The sequence below is a fragment of the Viridibacillus soli genome, from assembly GCF_016612995.1.
Lineage (GTDB): Bacteria > Bacillota > Bacilli > Bacillales_A > Planococcaceae > Viridibacillus > Viridibacillus soli.
On record NZ_JAEOAH010000022.1, the window covers coordinates 31377 to 47045 of the forward strand.

General features: G+C 38.3%; 15 protein-coding genes. 12 read left to right on the forward strand and 3 right to left on the reverse strand.

Going from position 1 to position 15669, the window contains the following annotated elements; genetic code table 11:
* The first annotated feature begins 98 nt into the window (after positions 1-98).
* A complete protein-coding gene (locus tag JFL43_RS14045; RefSeq protein ID WP_200749522.1) occupies positions 99-839 on the forward strand; it encodes an ABC transporter ATP-binding protein in 741 nt (246 codons plus the stop codon).
* Positions 832-2013 (forward strand): ABC transporter permease, encoded by a 1182-nt coding sequence (locus tag JFL43_RS14050; RefSeq protein WP_200749523.1) that lies wholly within the window; start codon positions 832-834, stop codon positions 2011-2013. Before JFL43_RS14045 ends, JFL43_RS14050 begins: the two co-directional genes overlap by 8 nt.
* Positions 2014-2053: 40 nt before the next feature.
* On the opposite strand, the gene JFL43_RS14055 is transcribed toward JFL43_RS14050, so the two are convergent.
* Positions 2054-3223 (reverse strand): M20 metallopeptidase family protein, encoded by a 1170-nt coding sequence (locus JFL43_RS14055; RefSeq protein WP_200749524.1) that lies wholly within the window; start codon positions 3221-3223, stop codon positions 2054-2056.
* Between the two features lie 84 nt (positions 3224-3307).
* The gene (locus JFL43_RS14060; RefSeq protein WP_100795981.1) at positions 3308-3826 is read right to left on the reverse strand and encodes an antibiotic biosynthesis monooxygenase family protein; all 519 of its coding nucleotides are present in this window, start codon (positions 3824-3826) and stop codon (positions 3308-3310) included.
* 719 nt (positions 3827-4545) lie between these two features.
* Between JFL43_RS14060 and hemE the strand changes: the two genes are divergently transcribed.
* The 10 genes from hemE (at position 4546) to JFL43_RS14110 (ending at position 15270) form a co-directional block, all read left to right on the forward strand.
* A complete protein-coding gene (gene hemE, locus JFL43_RS14065) occupies positions 4546-5595 on the forward strand; it encodes a uroporphyrinogen decarboxylase (RefSeq protein WP_100795982.1) in 1050 nt (349 codons plus the stop codon).
* Between the two features lie 35 nt (positions 5596-5630).
* A complete protein-coding gene (gene hemH / locus JFL43_RS14070) occupies positions 5631-6566 on the forward strand; it encodes a ferrochelatase (protein WP_100795983.1) in 936 nt (311 codons plus the stop codon).
* Between the two features lie 6 nt (positions 6567-6572).
* Positions 6573-7997, forward strand: a complete 1425-nt coding sequence (gene hemY / locus JFL43_RS14075) for a protoporphyrinogen oxidase (RefSeq protein WP_200749525.1) — start codon at positions 6573-6575, stop codon at positions 7995-7997.
* Positions 7998-8176: 179 nt separating this feature from the next.
* Positions 8177-8368, forward strand: coding sequence for a hypothetical protein (locus JFL43_RS14080; RefSeq protein WP_200749526.1), 192 nt, complete (start codon positions 8177-8179; stop codon positions 8366-8368).
* A gap of 110 nt (positions 8369-8478) precedes the next feature.
* A complete protein-coding gene (locus JFL43_RS14085; protein WP_100795986.1) occupies positions 8479-9444 on the forward strand; it encodes a YncE family protein in 966 nt (321 codons plus the stop codon).
* The gene (locus JFL43_RS14090; protein ID WP_200749527.1) at positions 9441-10124 is read left to right on the forward strand and encodes a response regulator transcription factor; all 684 of its coding nucleotides are present in this window, start codon (positions 9441-9443) and stop codon (positions 10122-10124) included. Before JFL43_RS14085 ends, JFL43_RS14090 begins: the two co-directional genes overlap by 4 nt.
* The gene (locus tag JFL43_RS14095) at positions 10121-11512 is read left to right on the forward strand and encodes a sensor histidine kinase (protein ID WP_200749528.1); all 1392 of its coding nucleotides are present in this window, start codon (positions 10121-10123) and stop codon (positions 11510-11512) included. Before JFL43_RS14090 ends, JFL43_RS14095 begins: the two co-directional genes overlap by 4 nt.
* A gap of 2 nt (positions 11513-11514) precedes the next feature.
* Complete coding sequence (locus tag JFL43_RS14100) at positions 11515-12024, forward strand: FixH family protein (protein WP_200749529.1); 510 nt, start codon at positions 11515-11517, stop codon at positions 12022-12024.
* Positions 12025-12156: 132 nt separating this feature from the next.
* Entirely contained in the window at positions 12157-12726 is a 570-nt protein-coding gene (locus tag JFL43_RS14105) for a TetR/AcrR family transcriptional regulator (RefSeq protein ID WP_100795990.1), read from the forward strand.
* 69 nt (positions 12727-12795) lie between these two features.
* Positions 12796-15270, forward strand: coding sequence for a YhgE/Pip domain-containing protein (locus tag JFL43_RS14110; protein WP_200749530.1), 2475 nt, complete (start codon positions 12796-12798; stop codon positions 15268-15270).
* A 207-nt stretch (positions 15271-15477) separates the two neighbouring features.
* Here JFL43_RS14110 and yhfH read toward each other — a convergent pair whose 3' ends face one another.
* The gene (gene yhfH, locus JFL43_RS14115; RefSeq protein ID WP_076034471.1) at positions 15478-15603 is read right to left on the reverse strand and encodes a protein YhfH; all 126 of its coding nucleotides are present in this window, start codon (positions 15601-15603) and stop codon (positions 15478-15480) included.
* Positions 15604-15669 lie beyond the last annotated feature (66 nt).

Sequence of the window (15669 nt, forward strand, 5' to 3'; positions counted from 1 at the left end):
ACACACCTTTCATCATTTTGTTTTTCATTTTACCATATTGATAACTGCTAGATTGCGAAAATTTTGATAAACTGTAAGAAGAATAGGAGTGACGAGGAATGACAGTATTAGAATTACAATCCGTAACAGGTGGTTATACGAGAAAGCCTGTTATCCATGATCTATCTTTTGCAATTCAACCTGGAGAACTAGTCGGACTAATCGGACTGAATGGAGCAGGGAAAAGTACGACAATAAAACACATTATCGGATTAATGACGCCTAAAAGTGGGGACATTCTTTTGAATGGGGTATCTTTAAAGGGAAATATGGATCAATATCGTTCTTCATTTTCATATATTCCAGAAACACCTGTACTATATAATGAGTTAACGTTAAAAGAACATTTAGAACTAACGGCAATGGCATACGGTTTAGATGAAGAGACATTAAAAGAACGTTCAGAACCTTTATTAAAAGAATTCCGTATGGAAAAACGATTAAACTGGTTTCCGTCGCATTTTTCAAAAGGGATGCGTCAAAAGGTGATGATTATGTGTGCCTTTTTAGTAAATCCATCACTGTATATTATTGATGAGCCTTTTTTAGGACTTGATCCGCTTGGTATTCAATCATTATTAGATCAAATGGATGAGAAAAAAAGGAACGGATCATCGATTTTAATGTCTACACATATTTTATCGACGGCTGAAAAACATTGTGACCGTATTTTACTGTTACATAATGGCCGACTTCGCGCACAAGGGACAATGAATGATTTACGCCATGCTTTCCATATGCCAGGTGCGACATTAGATGATTTATATATCGCCATGACGAAGGAGCAAGACGATGAATAACTTGTATGATGTGTGGCGTACACGCTTCTTTCATTATATAAATGAAGTGCAAAAGTATATGAAATATGTGTTCACGGGACATATGGCAATTGTGTTTGTGTTCATAATCGGTGCAGGTGGGTACCAATATAGTGAGTGGTTAAAAACGAATCCAACAAATTTTCCAGCAATTTTAGTGACAGCTATCGTAGTAGGTTTGCTATTAGCGTTTAGTAGTCCGACAACTTTAATTCGTGAACCTGACCAAGTGTATTTATTGCCACTTGAGACAAAGCTTCCGATTTATTTAAAGAAGGCTCTCAATTGGACATTTTGGTCACAAATTCTTGTCGTTGTTATTCCGTTTATCGTAGCGCTTCCGATGCTAAAACAGTTAGGACAAGTGTCTACTTCAACAATTGGTTTAACATTTATATTTGTTGTGTTGATGAAATGGTGGAATGTACAAGTGGATTTTGCATTTCGTTGGGCGAATCGAGGACATGCAGTATGGGGAGATCGCCTTGTTCGTGCGTTAATATCCATTACAGTGATTACATCCGTCTTACATATGAATGTGTGGATGATGCTCATTGTTGCCATTCCAGTAGTCTATTATGGTTTTACTTGGATGAAGCAAAAGACGTTGTATCCATTCCCGTATGAGCATTTTGTGAAGCTTGAGCAAAATCGTATGTTACGCCTTTATCGTTTCGCTAATTACTTTACAGATGTGCCGCATATTCACGGCAGCATTAAACGTCGTCAGTGGTTGGATGCACTATATAAAATGGTACCTTTCAATAAGGAAAATACACAAGCATATTTAGTGTTCCGCACCTTTGTCCGGACGGATGACCATTTCTATTTATGGGTGCGTTTAACGGCAATTTCAGCACTAGGTGCATTTTTCATAAACATGCCTGTAGCTGTCGTAATCTTTTTAGCAGCACTTGCATTTGCAACTGCAATTCAGCTGAAGCAAGCATTAATTTCTGCAACAGATTTCAGCATGTATATGCTTTATCCACTGCCAGCAGCCTACCGTAAATTAGCGGTACATAAAATGGTCCGTGTTGCGAATATTGTACAAGCAGTAATCGTCTTAATTTGCGGTATAGGCAATCCGTTATTTTATGTAGGGCCAATCATAATGTTAGTCGTTGGCGAGCTAACCTTAAGAATGACAAAATAAAACGAAAATCCTGAGACAAAGAAAATGTCTCAGGATTTTTTTATAGATTTTGATAATCAAGTACAGCTGCACCTAAAGTTTTAGCAGCAATTAACATAGCTTCTTCACGAAAATTAAATTTTGGATGGTGATGTGGATAAGCTGTACCTTCAGGCATTGCTCCTGTGAAGAAAAATACACCGGGTACTTTTTCTAGATAGTATGAAAAATCTTCTCCAACCATAAGAGGAGCACATTCTAACGATGCATTTACGCCAGGAATATCCTTTGCAATATCGGATAAGAAAGCGGCTTCTTTCTCATGATTGACAACAGGTGGATAGCCTCTTAAGAAATTGAATGTGTATGAACAGTTAGCGGCAAGGCAAGTACCTTTTACAATACGCTCAATTTCAGCTTCCACTATATCACGAACTTCAGGTGAAAATGTGCGTACAGTGCCTGACATTTTAGCTTCTCCTGCAATAACATTAAAAGCGTCACCTGCGTTGAAGGAACCAATTGTTACAACTGCTGATTTAATAGGATCTACTCGACGGGAGACGATTTGCTGTATATATGTAATAAGCTGAGCCCCAATTGTTACGGCATCAATCGTATCTTGTGGCATTGCACCATGCCCACCGCGACCTTGTATTGTAATTTCAAAGCGATCTGCTGAAGCCATCATTGGTCCTGGACGATGTTCAATAGTGCCGAATGGCGTTTGTGACCATAGATGTGTGCCAAAAATAGCATCTACACCATTTAAGCAACCAGCTTCTACCATAGGTTTTGCTCCGCCTGGCGCCATCTCTTCGGCATGCTGATGTATAATGACGTATTCACCAGCTAGATGATCGCGCATTTCATGAAGTGATTTTGCTAATTGTAGCAATGTGGCTGTATGACCATCATGGCCGCAAGCATGCATAGCACCAGCAATAGTTGATTTATAAGAAATATCATTCATTTCTTGAATAGGGAGTGCATCAAAATCTGCTCGCAAAGCAATTGTTTTACCTGGCTTTGTGCCTTTGATACGAGCAACAACACCGTTGCCACCAACATTCGCTTCATAAGAAACACCTAATTGATCGTAAAATTGTTGTATATACTTAGCAGTTTCAGTTTCTTCAAATGAAACCTCAGGATGCATATGTAAATAACGACGAATTTGCACCATGTCTTGATAAGAATTATCTAATTTTTCGAATAATTGTAGCTTCATTTTTATACCTCACTAATATGATATTAAGTTTGCTTTGCATTTATTATAACAAAAAAAGCCGAGCGCTGGACTCGACTTAAATGATTAATCTTCATTTTCTTCAATTTTGGCAGTTGTATAAGTTGTTACATAAGGTTTACTTGTGAAAATGTTGCGATTATCAGTACCATCTGAAGTACTCTGATTTTCATGAGCTTCTTTAAATGCCTTTGATGTTTTCCACGCTTCAAATGAAGCAGGACCAGACCATTCTGATGCGACAATATAAGTTTCAGAATTTAGCGGTTTAAGTAAGCGATATGCTTTGAAGCCGGGCTCATCCTCAATAGCGCGTGAGCGACTTAAAAAGCGATGTTCGAATATTGGCCGTCCTTCATCAGAAACCGGAATATTGTTGAAGACAAAAAATCCTTGCTCCTCTAATTCGTTCGTTGAATCCAATACTTCGTAGCGACGAGGTGTTTGGAATACCGACTTTCCTGCTGTCTCATGAAGCAACACAGAGTTACCTGCACCGTGTAGCACAATCATTTTTTCATTAGGGTATTTTTTTCGTAGGCTTTCCATGAATTCAGGTGTTCCAGATGTTAAATAAATATTCATCAATACCGCCTCCTGTTTAATTCGAATGTTCTTAAGTGTCTACAGCAATTCGGAATGTCCAGTTCCAGGCGCTAGCTGCTCGAGGTCGCTTCGGTCTCTCGGCACAAGACTGGTAGAGCGTCTTGTGTTCGAGTCCTCCAGCGCATGTCGCAGCTAAACGAGCGCCTTTCACACTTCGGAATGTCCAGTTCCAGGCGCTAGCTGCTCGAGGTCGCTTCGGTCTCTCGGCACAAGACTGGTAGAGCGTCTTGTGTTCGAGTCCTCCAGCGCATGTCGCAGCTGAACGAGCGCCTTCCACACTTCGGGATGTCCAGTTCCAGGCGCTAGCTGCTCGAGGTCGCTTCGGTCTCTCGGCACAAGACTGGTAGAGCGTCTTGTGTTCGAGCCCTACAGCGCATGTCGCAGCTGAACGAGCGCCTTCCACACTTCAATAAGGCTTTATATAATATAGTTAGCAATAGCTTGTATTAATTAAACATTATAGTGTGCAAAATTAATAATTGCATGTTTGATATATAGATTAAAAAGCAAAATATAGTAAAAGGATTAGCGGATTTTTTGATTGTCTGACATCTTTGTCAAAAAGTTGTCAACATTACAAACAATTTTATGACATTTCGGGCTGAAAACTATACAATAACATGGGAAACGACTATAGTGAAAACGGATACGAAAGTCGAAACGAATAACTTATATATATGAAGGGAATGAATCTATTCATGAGAAAGATTAATGATACGCTTTTACGCGCAGCACGTGGAGAGAGGACAGCCTATACGCCTGTTTGGTATATGCGTCAAGCAGGGCGTTCACAGCCTGAATACCGTAAGATTAAAGAGAAGTACTCACTAGAGGAGATTACACATCAACCGGAACTGTGTGCGTATGTAACACATTTACCAGTGCAAAATTATAATGTCGATGCTGCCATTTTATATAAAGACATCGTAACACCACTACCAGGTATGGGTGTTGATGTGAAGATAAAAGCAGGAATTGGTCCAGTGATTTCAAACCCAATTCGCTCTACAAAAGATGTAGAAGCTTTACGCGAATTTAATCCTGAAGAACATGTACCATTCGTGCTTGATACTATTAAAATTTTAACTGAAGAACAACTAGATGTACCATTAATCGGTTTTGCGGGAGCACCATTTACACTTGCTAGCTATATGATTGAAGGCGGTCCTTCTAGAAATTATAGCTTAACAAAATCATTTATGGTATCAGAGCCACAAGCTTGGTTTATGTTAATGGATAAGTTAGCTGATATGATTATTGTTGATATTAAAGCGCAAGTTGGAGCAGGTGCAAAAGCATTCCAAATTTTCGATTCATGGGTTGGCGCATTAGACAAAGAAGATTACCGAATCTTTATTAAACCAGTAATGACAAGAATCTTTACTGAGCTAAAAGAGTTAGATGTACCAATGATTACATTCGGTGTAGGTGCAAGCCACTTAGCAATGGATTGGCATGATCTACCAGTAGATGTTATCGGTTTAGATTGGCGATTACCAATTAAAGAAGCACGTGCAATGGGCATGACAAAACCAGTACAAGGAAACTTAGATCCAACTCTATTATTAGCTGATTGGTCTGTTATTGAAGAGCGTACAAAGGCAATTATTGACCAAGGTTTAGAAATACCAGGTCATATTTTCAACCTTGGACACGGTGTCTTCCCTTCAGTAGATCCAGATGTTTTAAAACGTTTAACAACACTTATTCATGAATATAGCGCAGATCAAGTGAAAGCGCGTTTTTAATAGGTAGGAAAAAATCTTTTGAGGTGAAAAATACAATGAAAAAAACAATGGGCTTATTGGTAATGGCTTATGGTACTCCCAACAACGAAGATGAAATTGAAGCATATTATACACATATTCGTCACGGTCGCAAACCGAGCGAAGAACTAATCGAAGACCTACGTAGTCGTTATCAAGCAATCGGTGGTATTTCACCTCTCGCAGAAACAACACGTAAACAAGCGGCAGCTTTATGTGCTCGTTTAAATGAAGTACAAGATGAAGTAGAGTACAAATTATATATAGGTCTAAAACATATTGCACCATTCGTAGAAGATGCAGTGGAAGCGATGCATAAGGACGGTATTACAGAAGCTGTTTCAATCGTACTTGCACCTCACTTCTCAACATTCTCTATTAAATCGTACAATGGTCGTGCAAAAGAAAAAGCAGCTGAGCTAGGTGGCTTAACAATTACTTCAGTTGAGAGTTGGTACAAAGAATCAAAATTCATCCAATACTGGACAGAGAAAATTACCGAAGCGTTTGATGATATGCCTGAAGAAGAACGTAAAACAGCTTGCCTAATCGTTTCAAACCACTCATTACCGGAGAAAATTGTTGAAATGGGCGACCCATATGCGGATCAATTACAAGAAACAGCAGATATTCTTCAAAAAGAAACTGGTGTAGAACATATGGCAGTAGGTTGGCAAAGTGCTGGACAAACACCAGAACCTTGGCTTGGACCAGATGTACAAGATTTAACTCGTGAACTATACAATGAAAAAGGCTTCCGTTCATTCGTCTACACGCCAGTAGGTTTCGTAGCGGAACATTTAGAAGTTTTATTTGATAATGACTACGAATGCCGCGTTGTTTGTGAAGAGCTAGGCGCTAACTATCGTCGCCCGGCTATGCCAAATGACGATCCTCTATTCATCGATGCAATGGTCGATATAATTCATAAAACATTATCTTCAGCTAAATAGAAAGTGATGATTGATGTGACTGAACAAAAGCAAAGGGTAGCCGTTATCGGTGGTGGGATTACAGGCTTAACTGCTGCGTTCTATTTGCAACAAGAGGCTAAAGAGAAAAAACTTCCGTTAGAAATTGTACTAATTGAATCCTCTCATCGTATAGGTGGGAAGATTCAAACTGTACGTAAGGAAAATTTTATCGTTGAACGCGGTCCAGATTCATATATTGATAACAATAATAGTATGGCCAAGTTAGTAAAAGATTTAGGAATTGAAGACCAGCTTATCAGGAATGAAGCAGGTCAAACATTCATTACTGCTAATGAAAAACTATATCCAGTGCCAGCAGGTTCTGTTTTAGGCATTCCAACACAGTTATCTTCATTTTTGACATCCGAAATTGTATCATGGAGCGGCAAAATACGTGCTTTATGTGATCTTTGGATTCCACGTTCTCGTGTTCGAGAAGAGGATCAGCCATTAGGAAAGTTTATACGTAGACGCTTCGGTAAAGAAACTGTTGAAAACATAATCGAACCACTGTTATCAGGTGTTGTTGCCGGAGATATAGATCAGCTTAGCTTACAATCAACTTTTCCAAAGTTTATGAAGATGGAAAAAGAATATAGAAGTCTAATAACAGGAATGAAAAATACACCTACTGATTTAATTATTAAAGAATCAGTGGGGAATAAAAATCGTCCTTTCCGAACATTTAAGAATGGTCTTGAAACGTTGATCGAGGCATTGGAAGCCAGATTAGTAGATACAACGATTTTAAAAAGTGTCAAAGTAGAATCGATTGCTAAGACAGCTCATCAAGTAACATTATCCTTGAATAATAAGTCCTCGATTGCTGCAGATGCAGTAATAATTGCAACACCACATCTAATAACACAAAAAATGTTTGCCAAACAACAATTACTACAAAGCTTGCAGCAAATTCCACTAACTACTGTTGCGACTGTAACGATGGCATTTCCTATTCATGCAATTGATGAGAATTTTACCGGAACTGAGTTAGTCGTTGCACGTAATAGTGACTTTTCTATTACAGCGTGCTCGTGGACACATCGAAAATGGCCGCTTGCAGCACCTGAAGGCTATGCATTATTAAAATCCTATGTAGGGCGTTCCGGTGATGAAGCGATCGTTGATTTATCAGATAGCGAAATCGAAAAGGTCGTATTACAAGATTTAAATAGAGTAACCCCTGTAGAAGGAAATCCTATTTTTACAGTCGTTTCAAGATGGAAAGAAGCCATGCCTCAATATACAGTTGGACATGCTCGGCGTTTGGAAGCAGCAAAACAAGAATTGAATGAACACTATCCGACTTTGAAGTTAATTGGTAGTTCATATGAAGGTACAAGCTTACCCGACTGTGTCGATCAAGCTCGTAATGCTGCAGCTGAAATTTTAATAAATTTATTTGAATAAATAAGTCGTTCTTTTGATTGGGTAGAAAGTAACCTACAGAAGGGCGGCTTTTTTGCGGCTAGGAGCCGTAATGTTTTAGTTAGAAGTTGGTGAACGGATCAGCAAGGACAGCTTCTATGACTGTAGAGGAAACTATTATGACTGAGAGCATAGCTTCTATGACTGGAGGGGGAGCTATTATGACTGAGAGCATAGCTTCTATGACTGGAGGGGGAGCTATTATGACTGAGAGCATAGCTTCTATGACTGGGGAGGAAGCTATTATGACTGAGAGCACAGCTTCTATGACTGGGGAGGAAGCTATTATGACTGAGAGCACAGCTTCTATGACTGGAGGGGGAGCTATTGTGACTGGGAACCAACTTTTATAACTAGAAACGCAGCTGAACAGGCCGCTTCAGCATTTCAATAAATTCACAATTTGCTTGGCTTTCTTTCACTATTATTTCACATTTATAAAGTATTATAAGAGGTAGGGGTGATGGATTTGAGAAGGTTAGTTACTATCATCGCGCTGTTTGTTGTGCTGTTACTTTCTGGTTGTGGGGAAGATGCGTATACGGCGATTCCTGGGGATGCTTCTTTTATTGCAGCCGTGAATATACAGCAGCCTTCAGTGACTTTTGTGAATGAAGATAGTAAGGTTTTTGCAACTTGGCAGCTAAAGAAAGCTTATACAGGCGCTACTTTGATTGGTCAGCAGTATTTACTCTTATATGGCAATCAGTTGGAGAGTGCAGAAGTATATAATTTAAGTACGGGCGAAGAGGCGTATTCCATTGCAACAGGTGTTGGAGTGACGAATGCCATATATTCGCCAAATGAAAAAATGCTCTATATTGCAAATGGTAAAACAAATCGCGTTACAGCTTACACGGATCATGGGGAGCAAATCGCTGAGAAGAAGGTTGGTAATTATCCGATGTCGATGCTCATTCATGAGCAGAAATTGTATGTAGTCAATTATAAAGATACGAAACTTTCGGTTCTGGATGCAAAGTCATTAGATGTTATGGATAAATGGCGGATTCCCAAGTCCTCGCATGGTATGGTTATTGTAAATGATCGAGATGAGTTGTGGCTAGGCGGGCATGGTGAAGGTATGAAACCGAATACGACTGTCGATATTTTTAATATAGATAAGGGACAGAAGAATAGTGAGCTTTCGCTGCCTATGATGCCAATCGGTTTTGCATTAGATGATGACCGAATATTTGTCGTGAGTCATGGGCAAAGTCAATTATATGAAGTAGATTATGATGGTAAGGTAATTAATAAACAAGAAATTGGTGCGAATCCATTTGCGGTACAGGTATTTGGGCAATATGTCGTTGTTGCAGGGTATGATGATCAAACATTATACTTTATGAAAAATAACAAAATTGCACATAAAATTAAAGTCGATAAAGGACCGTTTCAATTGATTGTAAGGGAGATGAGTGAATGACATCCATTCTAATTGTCGATGATGAACAAGATATGAGAAATTTAATCGATATGATGCTCAAAAAGTCGGGCTTTCAAACACTACAAGCTGAAAACGGTCATATTGCTTTAGAAGTGCTCTCTCAAGTGAAAGTCGATTTAGTGCTGCTTGATGTCATGATGCCGGGTATGGATGGCTTTCAAGTATGTGAAGAAATCCGTATGACTTCGAATGTACCGATAATTTTCCTAACAGCAAAAGATGCTAATGAGGATAAAGTAAAGGGCTTAACGATTGGTGCGGATGATTATATTGTAAAACCATTTACATCAACAGAGCTTGTAGCCCGTATTGTGGCGGTGTTACGTCGTATGGGAAATGTACCGATGGAAATGCATACAAAGCATTTATGTAAAGGAATAATCGAGCTAGATGAAGTATCAAGAAAAGTATTAGTAGTAGGTAACGTGATTCCGTTAACATTAAAGGAATTTGATTTGCTACATTTATTTATGTCGAAGGAAAATGCTGTATATACACGTGAACAATTACTTGAAAGCTTATGGGGCTTAGACTATGCAGGTGGAACTAGAACAGTAGATACGCATATTAAAACACTTCGTCTGAAACTTGGGAAAGAAGCAGGGCAATACATTCACACCGTATGGGGGCTAGGTTATCGTTTTGAGGCGGTAATATGAAAAAGCTGTCCACACGTATTTGGGCAATGATTCTAATCTTTCTTACGCTGACGGTGCTTTTTATGTATGTACTGACGAATTTTTTATATGAAAGATTATATGTCAAAGATGCAGAGCAGTCGATGATTGAAGTCGGTGAAAAATTAGCGACAATTTATGAAGGTGGGCAAGTGACCGACGACTTTATTATGCAAATTGATAATTATAATATGTATTCAGAAGTGGATATATTTGCAGTGAGGAACCCGCGTGAATTGAGTGCCTGTGTACCATTTGATATCGACTATAAAACATTAATTGGATCGGATGAGCGACAACAGCTTTTAAAAGGACACGCTGTCACGAAGATGGGGTACGAAGAACGTTTTAATCGGCAAATCATTTCGGTGATCATACCACTGACTGATCAAAATCGTTTAGAAGGCATTATTTATTTATATTTCCCGTTAGCAAAAATTACAGAATTGGCATCTAAAGAAGTCATTTTTTTATTAGGCAGTGCGGCGGTTTTTTTATTACTCATAGGTCTAGGTATTTATAAAGGTATAGGTCATATTATGAAGCCACTAAATGCTTTGCAAAACGCGGCAGAGAAAATGGCAGATGGAAATTATGAGACGCGGGTACAAGTTTCGTCCAAAGATGAGATAGGGCGGTTGTCTGTAACATTCAATAAAATGGCGACTGCGATTCAACAAGAAGATGAGGCGCAAAGGAACTTTTTAGCTACGGTGTCACATGAATTACGCACACCAATTAGTTATGTAAAAGGTTATGGTGAAGCAATACAAGAGGGTTTTATACCTGATAAAGAGCAACATGAAACAATTGCCTTGATTGTCCGAGAAGCAAATCGTATGGAAAAGCTGACAAATGAATTATTACAATTATCAAGATCAGCGAATGTATCAGAGCCTATTATGTTATATCCATTGCCGCTCGCCGAAACGATTCGTGAGGTCGTATTGTTAACTGAGCAGCAGGCATATAAAAAGGATATTACGGTAAATGTAGATGTGAGTGAGGATATTATTGTTAATGCCGATGAAGAGAAGTTGAAACAAATTTTCATCAACCTAATCGAAAATGCGTTACGATATTCAAACGAGCATACGTCGATGCAAATAATTGCAAAAGAGACGGGGCAAATAGCTACCATTCAAATAAAAGATCATGGAATCGGAATTCCGGCGGATGATTTACCTCATATAACAGAGCGTTTTTACCGAGTGAATAAAGCAAGAAGTCGTAGTGATGGCGGAAGTGGATTAGGTCTTTCAATCGTTGACCAGCTCGTTAAATTGCATGAGGGTACTTGGCAAATTGACAGTGTGCTTGGAAAAGGTACTACGATTACAATACAAATACCAGTAGTAGAGGAGTTTTAAAAATGAAGAAATGGATGATTGGTTTATTAGTTATTTCAGGTTTACTTGCAGGATGTAATAACGATGATGCAAAGAAAGAGGACCATGTATCAAATAATGAAGGTACGTCTGTGGAAGTAAAAGTCGATATTTTAACACCAGAAAAAGCAGAGGCTAATAAAGAAATTGAGTTGGCTGCTCATGTGACACAAGGTGGAGAAGACGTTGATGATGCAAATGATGTGAAATTTGAAGTATGGGAATCTGGTATGCGTGAAGATGGACAAATGATTGAAGGTAAACTTGATGGAAAAGGCGTGTATAAAACGACTATAACTTTAGACCATGATGGTGTTTACTATATGTTTGCGCATACAAATGCACGAGGTCTGCATGTAATGCCGAAACAAAAAATCATTGTCGGTGATCCGGATATGAGTACTGTCAAAGAAGAATCAAATGGCAGTTCAAAAGGAATGGAAAAAATGGATATGGACGATGATTCTGACTCGAAATCACATGATCATAAATGAAAATAAAATAGTAAATTGTTTTTTATGAAAAACACTTGCATCTTTTAATTGTTGAGTGTAGAATAAATGACCAGATGACCAAAATGGTTTTCTGGTCATTTTTATTTGAAACGGAAGTTGGTGAGAAACAAAATGGACCGCAGACAAGAAATACTAGAAGCGGCTTCGAAGTCATTTTCTTTTTTTGGATATAAAGCTACGACAATGGATCAGGTAGCGAAAATCGCGAACGTCGGAAAAGGAACAATTTATACGTTCTTTAGTAATAAGGAAATCCTTTTTCAAGAGATCGTCGTGAAAATGATTCAAGAGATGAAGACTGCTGCAGACAAAGTGATAGCAGTTGATCAACCATTCCAAGAAAATGCACATGCGGTGTTAATGAAGGTTTTAGAGTTCAGAGAAGTACATCTTCTATATGCGAAATTGCTTGAGGAAGAAAAGGAACTTAGAACACCCGCTGTGAAGCATATGCTCATTCGAATTGAACAGGAAATTATCAGTTATGTTGCAGAGAAAATTACGATTGCAGTAGACAAAGGTGAAATTCGAGAGTGCGAACCAGAACTAATCGCTTATTTATTATTAAAAGCTTATTTCGGATTTGTTGCGGATTGGGGAGCAACACATGACTTTGAACTATCAGAGGAAAAAATAGCTTCACTGTTTCAAGATACAATTTTCCGAGGTCTCTTACCATGAGATTCTTTTTTTAAATAAAAATGACCAACTGAGATATTTGGTCAATCAGTTTTATAGGAGGAATGAAGAATGATTAAGGCAGAATTTGCGAAAATTCTCCGTACGAAAAAAATGCTGATTGCAGTTATCGCAGTTCTTTTCGTCCCTGTTTTATATGCAGGTATGTTCCTATGGGCTTTCTGGGATCCATATGCAAATTTACAGGATATGCCGGTTGCACTTGTCAACAATGACAAAGGCGCTGAAATAGATGGTGAAAAAAAGACATTAGGTGATGACCTAGTCGAAAATTTAGTAGATAGTAAAGAATTTAAATTCGTGGAAGTATCAGAAGCAAAAGGTGAAGAAGGATTAGAAGGTCGCGATTATTATATTTTAATTGAAATCCCTGAAAACTTCTCAAAAAATGCGGGTACTTTATTAGAAGATAGTCCTGAACAAATGAAAATTATTTACCGTCCAAATGAAGGCTTCAACTTCTTGAGTGGACAAATCGGTAATACAGCAATGGAGCTTGTGCGTGCTGAAGTAAATAAAAAGGTTTCTGCAACTTATGCTGAAACGTTATTTGATAATATTGCAAAATTAGGAGACGGTTTTGGGGATGCAGCAGATGGTGCTGTTAAACTTGAAAAAGGCTCTAAAAAATTAAAAAACGGTGCTAGTCAATTAAAAGATGGTATCGGGACTGCTACAGATGGTGCTACTCAGCTAAATGATGGTGCTAAAACAGCAGCAAAAGGTTCAACCGATTTAAAAAATGGTATTGATTCAGCGGCAGAAGGTGCAGGCACTTTAAATAATGGAGCTCAAACCTTAGCAAAAGGTACATCTGAATTAAATACAGGTATTCTTTCTGCTAAAGATGGTTCAAGCCAATTACAATCTGGTTCAACAGAATTGAAAAAAGGTACCGCTACTTTAGTAAAAGGTTTAGAAGGTAATACATCAAACATTAACGCATTAAATGACGGCGCACAAAAAGTGAATACAGGCGTTGGAACTTTAAGTGCTGGTTTAGGTCAATTAGCACCTGGTGCACAACAAGTTTCTGCAGGAGTTACACAACTTGTAGACGGTCTTGGGGCTATGACTGAAAAAGTCCCAGCCTTGCAAAAAGGTGTTAGTGATACAAATGATGGAGCTGCAGGCTTAAGTGCAATTTCGCAAACATTAGCAGCCGATACAAAACAGCTAGTTGAGCAAATTAATAAGATGGATATTTCTAAAGAACAAAAACAAGCTTTACTTGAAAAAGCAGGAACAATAGATGCAACTGCTAACAAAGCAAATGCGGTTGCAGGTAAGCTAAGCTCAGGTACAGCAGAATTAAACAAACAAGTTTCTACTATTCCAGTCCCAACATCTGAAAAAGCAGCTTCACTAAAACAAGGTGCAGCAACTGTAGCAGCAGGTTTGGATAAAATGAATAAAACCGTTAGTGGAGAATTGGCACCTGGTACAAAACAATTAGCTGGAGGTACTAATCAATTAGCTTCTAACTGGAGTTCTTCAATTACAGGCGCTAAAAAATTAGATGCTGGAGCAGGTCAATTACAAGGTGGTTTAACAGATCTAACTGGCGGTATGAGTAAATTACAATCAGGATCATCTCAATTAGCTGACGGTTCATCAAAACTTGCTGATGGTACTCAATCATTAACAAGTGGTCTTGGGCAATTACAAGACGGTTCGGGTAAACTTTCAACAGGTCTAGGTACATTAAGTGGTGGTACATCATCACTTGTAACGGGCCTAGATAAATTACAAGATGGTTCAGGTAAATTAAAAGACGGTACATCTGAATTAAAAGACGGTACTAACACATTACAAGGGAAATTAAAAGAAGCGAATGAAAAAGCCGCTGAAGTGAGAGCAACTCAAAAAACATATGATATGGTCGGTGAACCAGTAGCAGTTGATAAAAAAGAAATCAATGCAGTACCTAACTACGGTACCGGTTTTGCACCATACTTCTTATCACTTGGTTTATTTGTCGGTGCTTTATTAATTACAATCGTCTTCCCACTAGTGGAACCAGCGATTAAACCAATTAATGGCGTTTCGTGGTTCGCAAGTAAAGTTGCAGTATTGGCTGTTGTTGGTTTAGTTCAATCATTAACTGCAGTTGCAATTGTTATATGGGGCTTAAAGCTTGAGCCAATGAATACAGGCGCATTTATATTAATGACGATCTTGACAAGTTACACATTCCTAGCATTGACTCAAATGTTAGTATCAATTCTTGCAGATCCAGGTCGATTCGTGGCAATCTTAATCCTGATTTTACAATTGACTACAAGTGCAGGTACATTCCCATTAGAATTAGTACCACAACCATTGCACATCTTTAATACACTGCTTCCAATGACATATTCTGTTCAAGGCTTTAAAGCAGCAATCTCTACTGGAGATATGAGCTTCTTCTGGACAAATAGCGGTATTCTATTCGGCTTTATGGCTGGCTGTTTAGCAATTACTTTAGGGTATTTTGCATTAATCTTCAAAAAGCGTCATTCAAAAACGGATACAGCAGAAGCATAATATAGAAAAAGGTTAGAGAGCTAAGTATGCTCTCTAACCTTTTTACATTAAATGTTTATAAAAAGAGAAAAAGCGAAGAGAGTGGTTCAGGCTCTCTTCGCTTTTTCTAATGTAAGCGACTTAATATAGGTTCATCTCTATGGTTCAAATAGTGATGAAAAAGTACAATCAATCGAATGTGGAGTTCGGTTGATCAATAAATAACGATTAAAGAGAATTGCAATGTTCACAAGTGTTTGAATAGCACTCGCTTTGTTCTTCTATTTTCTCACCGCATACAGTGCATTGTTTAGCAGGTAAATTCTTGAAAAATTCAACGACATTTTCTAACATTGTGTTCCGCCTCCTAAGTAATCTGTTATAATACTGATTCGATATAATTTATTGTATTATAACAGA

What these genes read in the sequence shown, in the direction of transcription:
- JFL43_RS14045 (WP_200749522.1), top strand. Translation starts at nt 99, where the DNA reads ATGACAGTATTAGAATTACAATCCGTAACAGGTGGTTATACGAGAAAG.
- JFL43_RS14105 (WP_100795990.1), top strand. Translation starts at nt 12,157, where the DNA reads ATGGACCGCAGACAAGAAATACTAGAAGCGGCTTCGAAGTCATTTTCT.
- hemY (WP_200749525.1), top strand. Translation starts at nt 6,573, where the DNA reads ATGATTGATGTGACTGAACAAAAGCAAAGGGTAGCCGTTATCGGTGGT.
- JFL43_RS14080 (WP_200749526.1), top strand. Translation starts at nt 8,177, where the DNA reads ATGACTGAGAGCATAGCTTCTATGACTGGAGGGGGAGCTATTATGACT.
- JFL43_RS14090 (WP_200749527.1), top strand. Translation starts at nt 9,441, where the DNA reads ATGACATCCATTCTAATTGTCGATGATGAACAAGATATGAGAAATTTA.
- JFL43_RS14095 (WP_200749528.1), top strand. Translation starts at nt 10,121, where the DNA reads ATGAAAAAGCTGTCCACACGTATTTGGGCAATGATTCTAATCTTTCTT.
- JFL43_RS14110 (WP_200749530.1), top strand. Translation starts at nt 12,796, where the DNA reads ATGATTAAGGCAGAATTTGCGAAAATTCTCCGTACGAAAAAAATGCTG.
- hemE (WP_100795982.1), top strand. Translation starts at nt 4,546, where the DNA reads ATGAGAAAGATTAATGATACGCTTTTACGCGCAGCACGTGGAGAGAGG.
- JFL43_RS14060 (WP_100795981.1), bottom strand. Translation starts at nt 3,826, where the DNA reads ATGAATATTTATTTAACATCTGGAACACCTGAATTCATGGAAAGCCTA.
- hemH (WP_100795983.1), top strand. Translation starts at nt 5,631, where the DNA reads ATGAAAAAAACAATGGGCTTATTGGTAATGGCTTATGGTACTCCCAAC.
- yhfH (WP_076034471.1), bottom strand. Translation starts at nt 15,603, where the DNA reads ATGTTAGAAAATGTCGTTGAATTTTTCAAGAATTTACCTGCTAAACAA.
- JFL43_RS14085 (WP_100795986.1), top strand. Translation starts at nt 8,479, where the DNA reads ATGGATTTGAGAAGGTTAGTTACTATCATCGCGCTGTTTGTTGTGCTG.
- JFL43_RS14050 (WP_200749523.1), top strand. Translation starts at nt 832, where the DNA reads ATGAATAACTTGTATGATGTGTGGCGTACACGCTTCTTTCATTATATA.
- JFL43_RS14100 (WP_200749529.1), top strand. Translation starts at nt 11,515, where the DNA reads ATGAAGAAATGGATGATTGGTTTATTAGTTATTTCAGGTTTACTTGCA.
- JFL43_RS14055 (WP_200749524.1), bottom strand. Translation starts at nt 3,223, where the DNA reads ATGAAGCTACAATTATTCGAAAAATTAGATAATTCTTATCAAGACATG.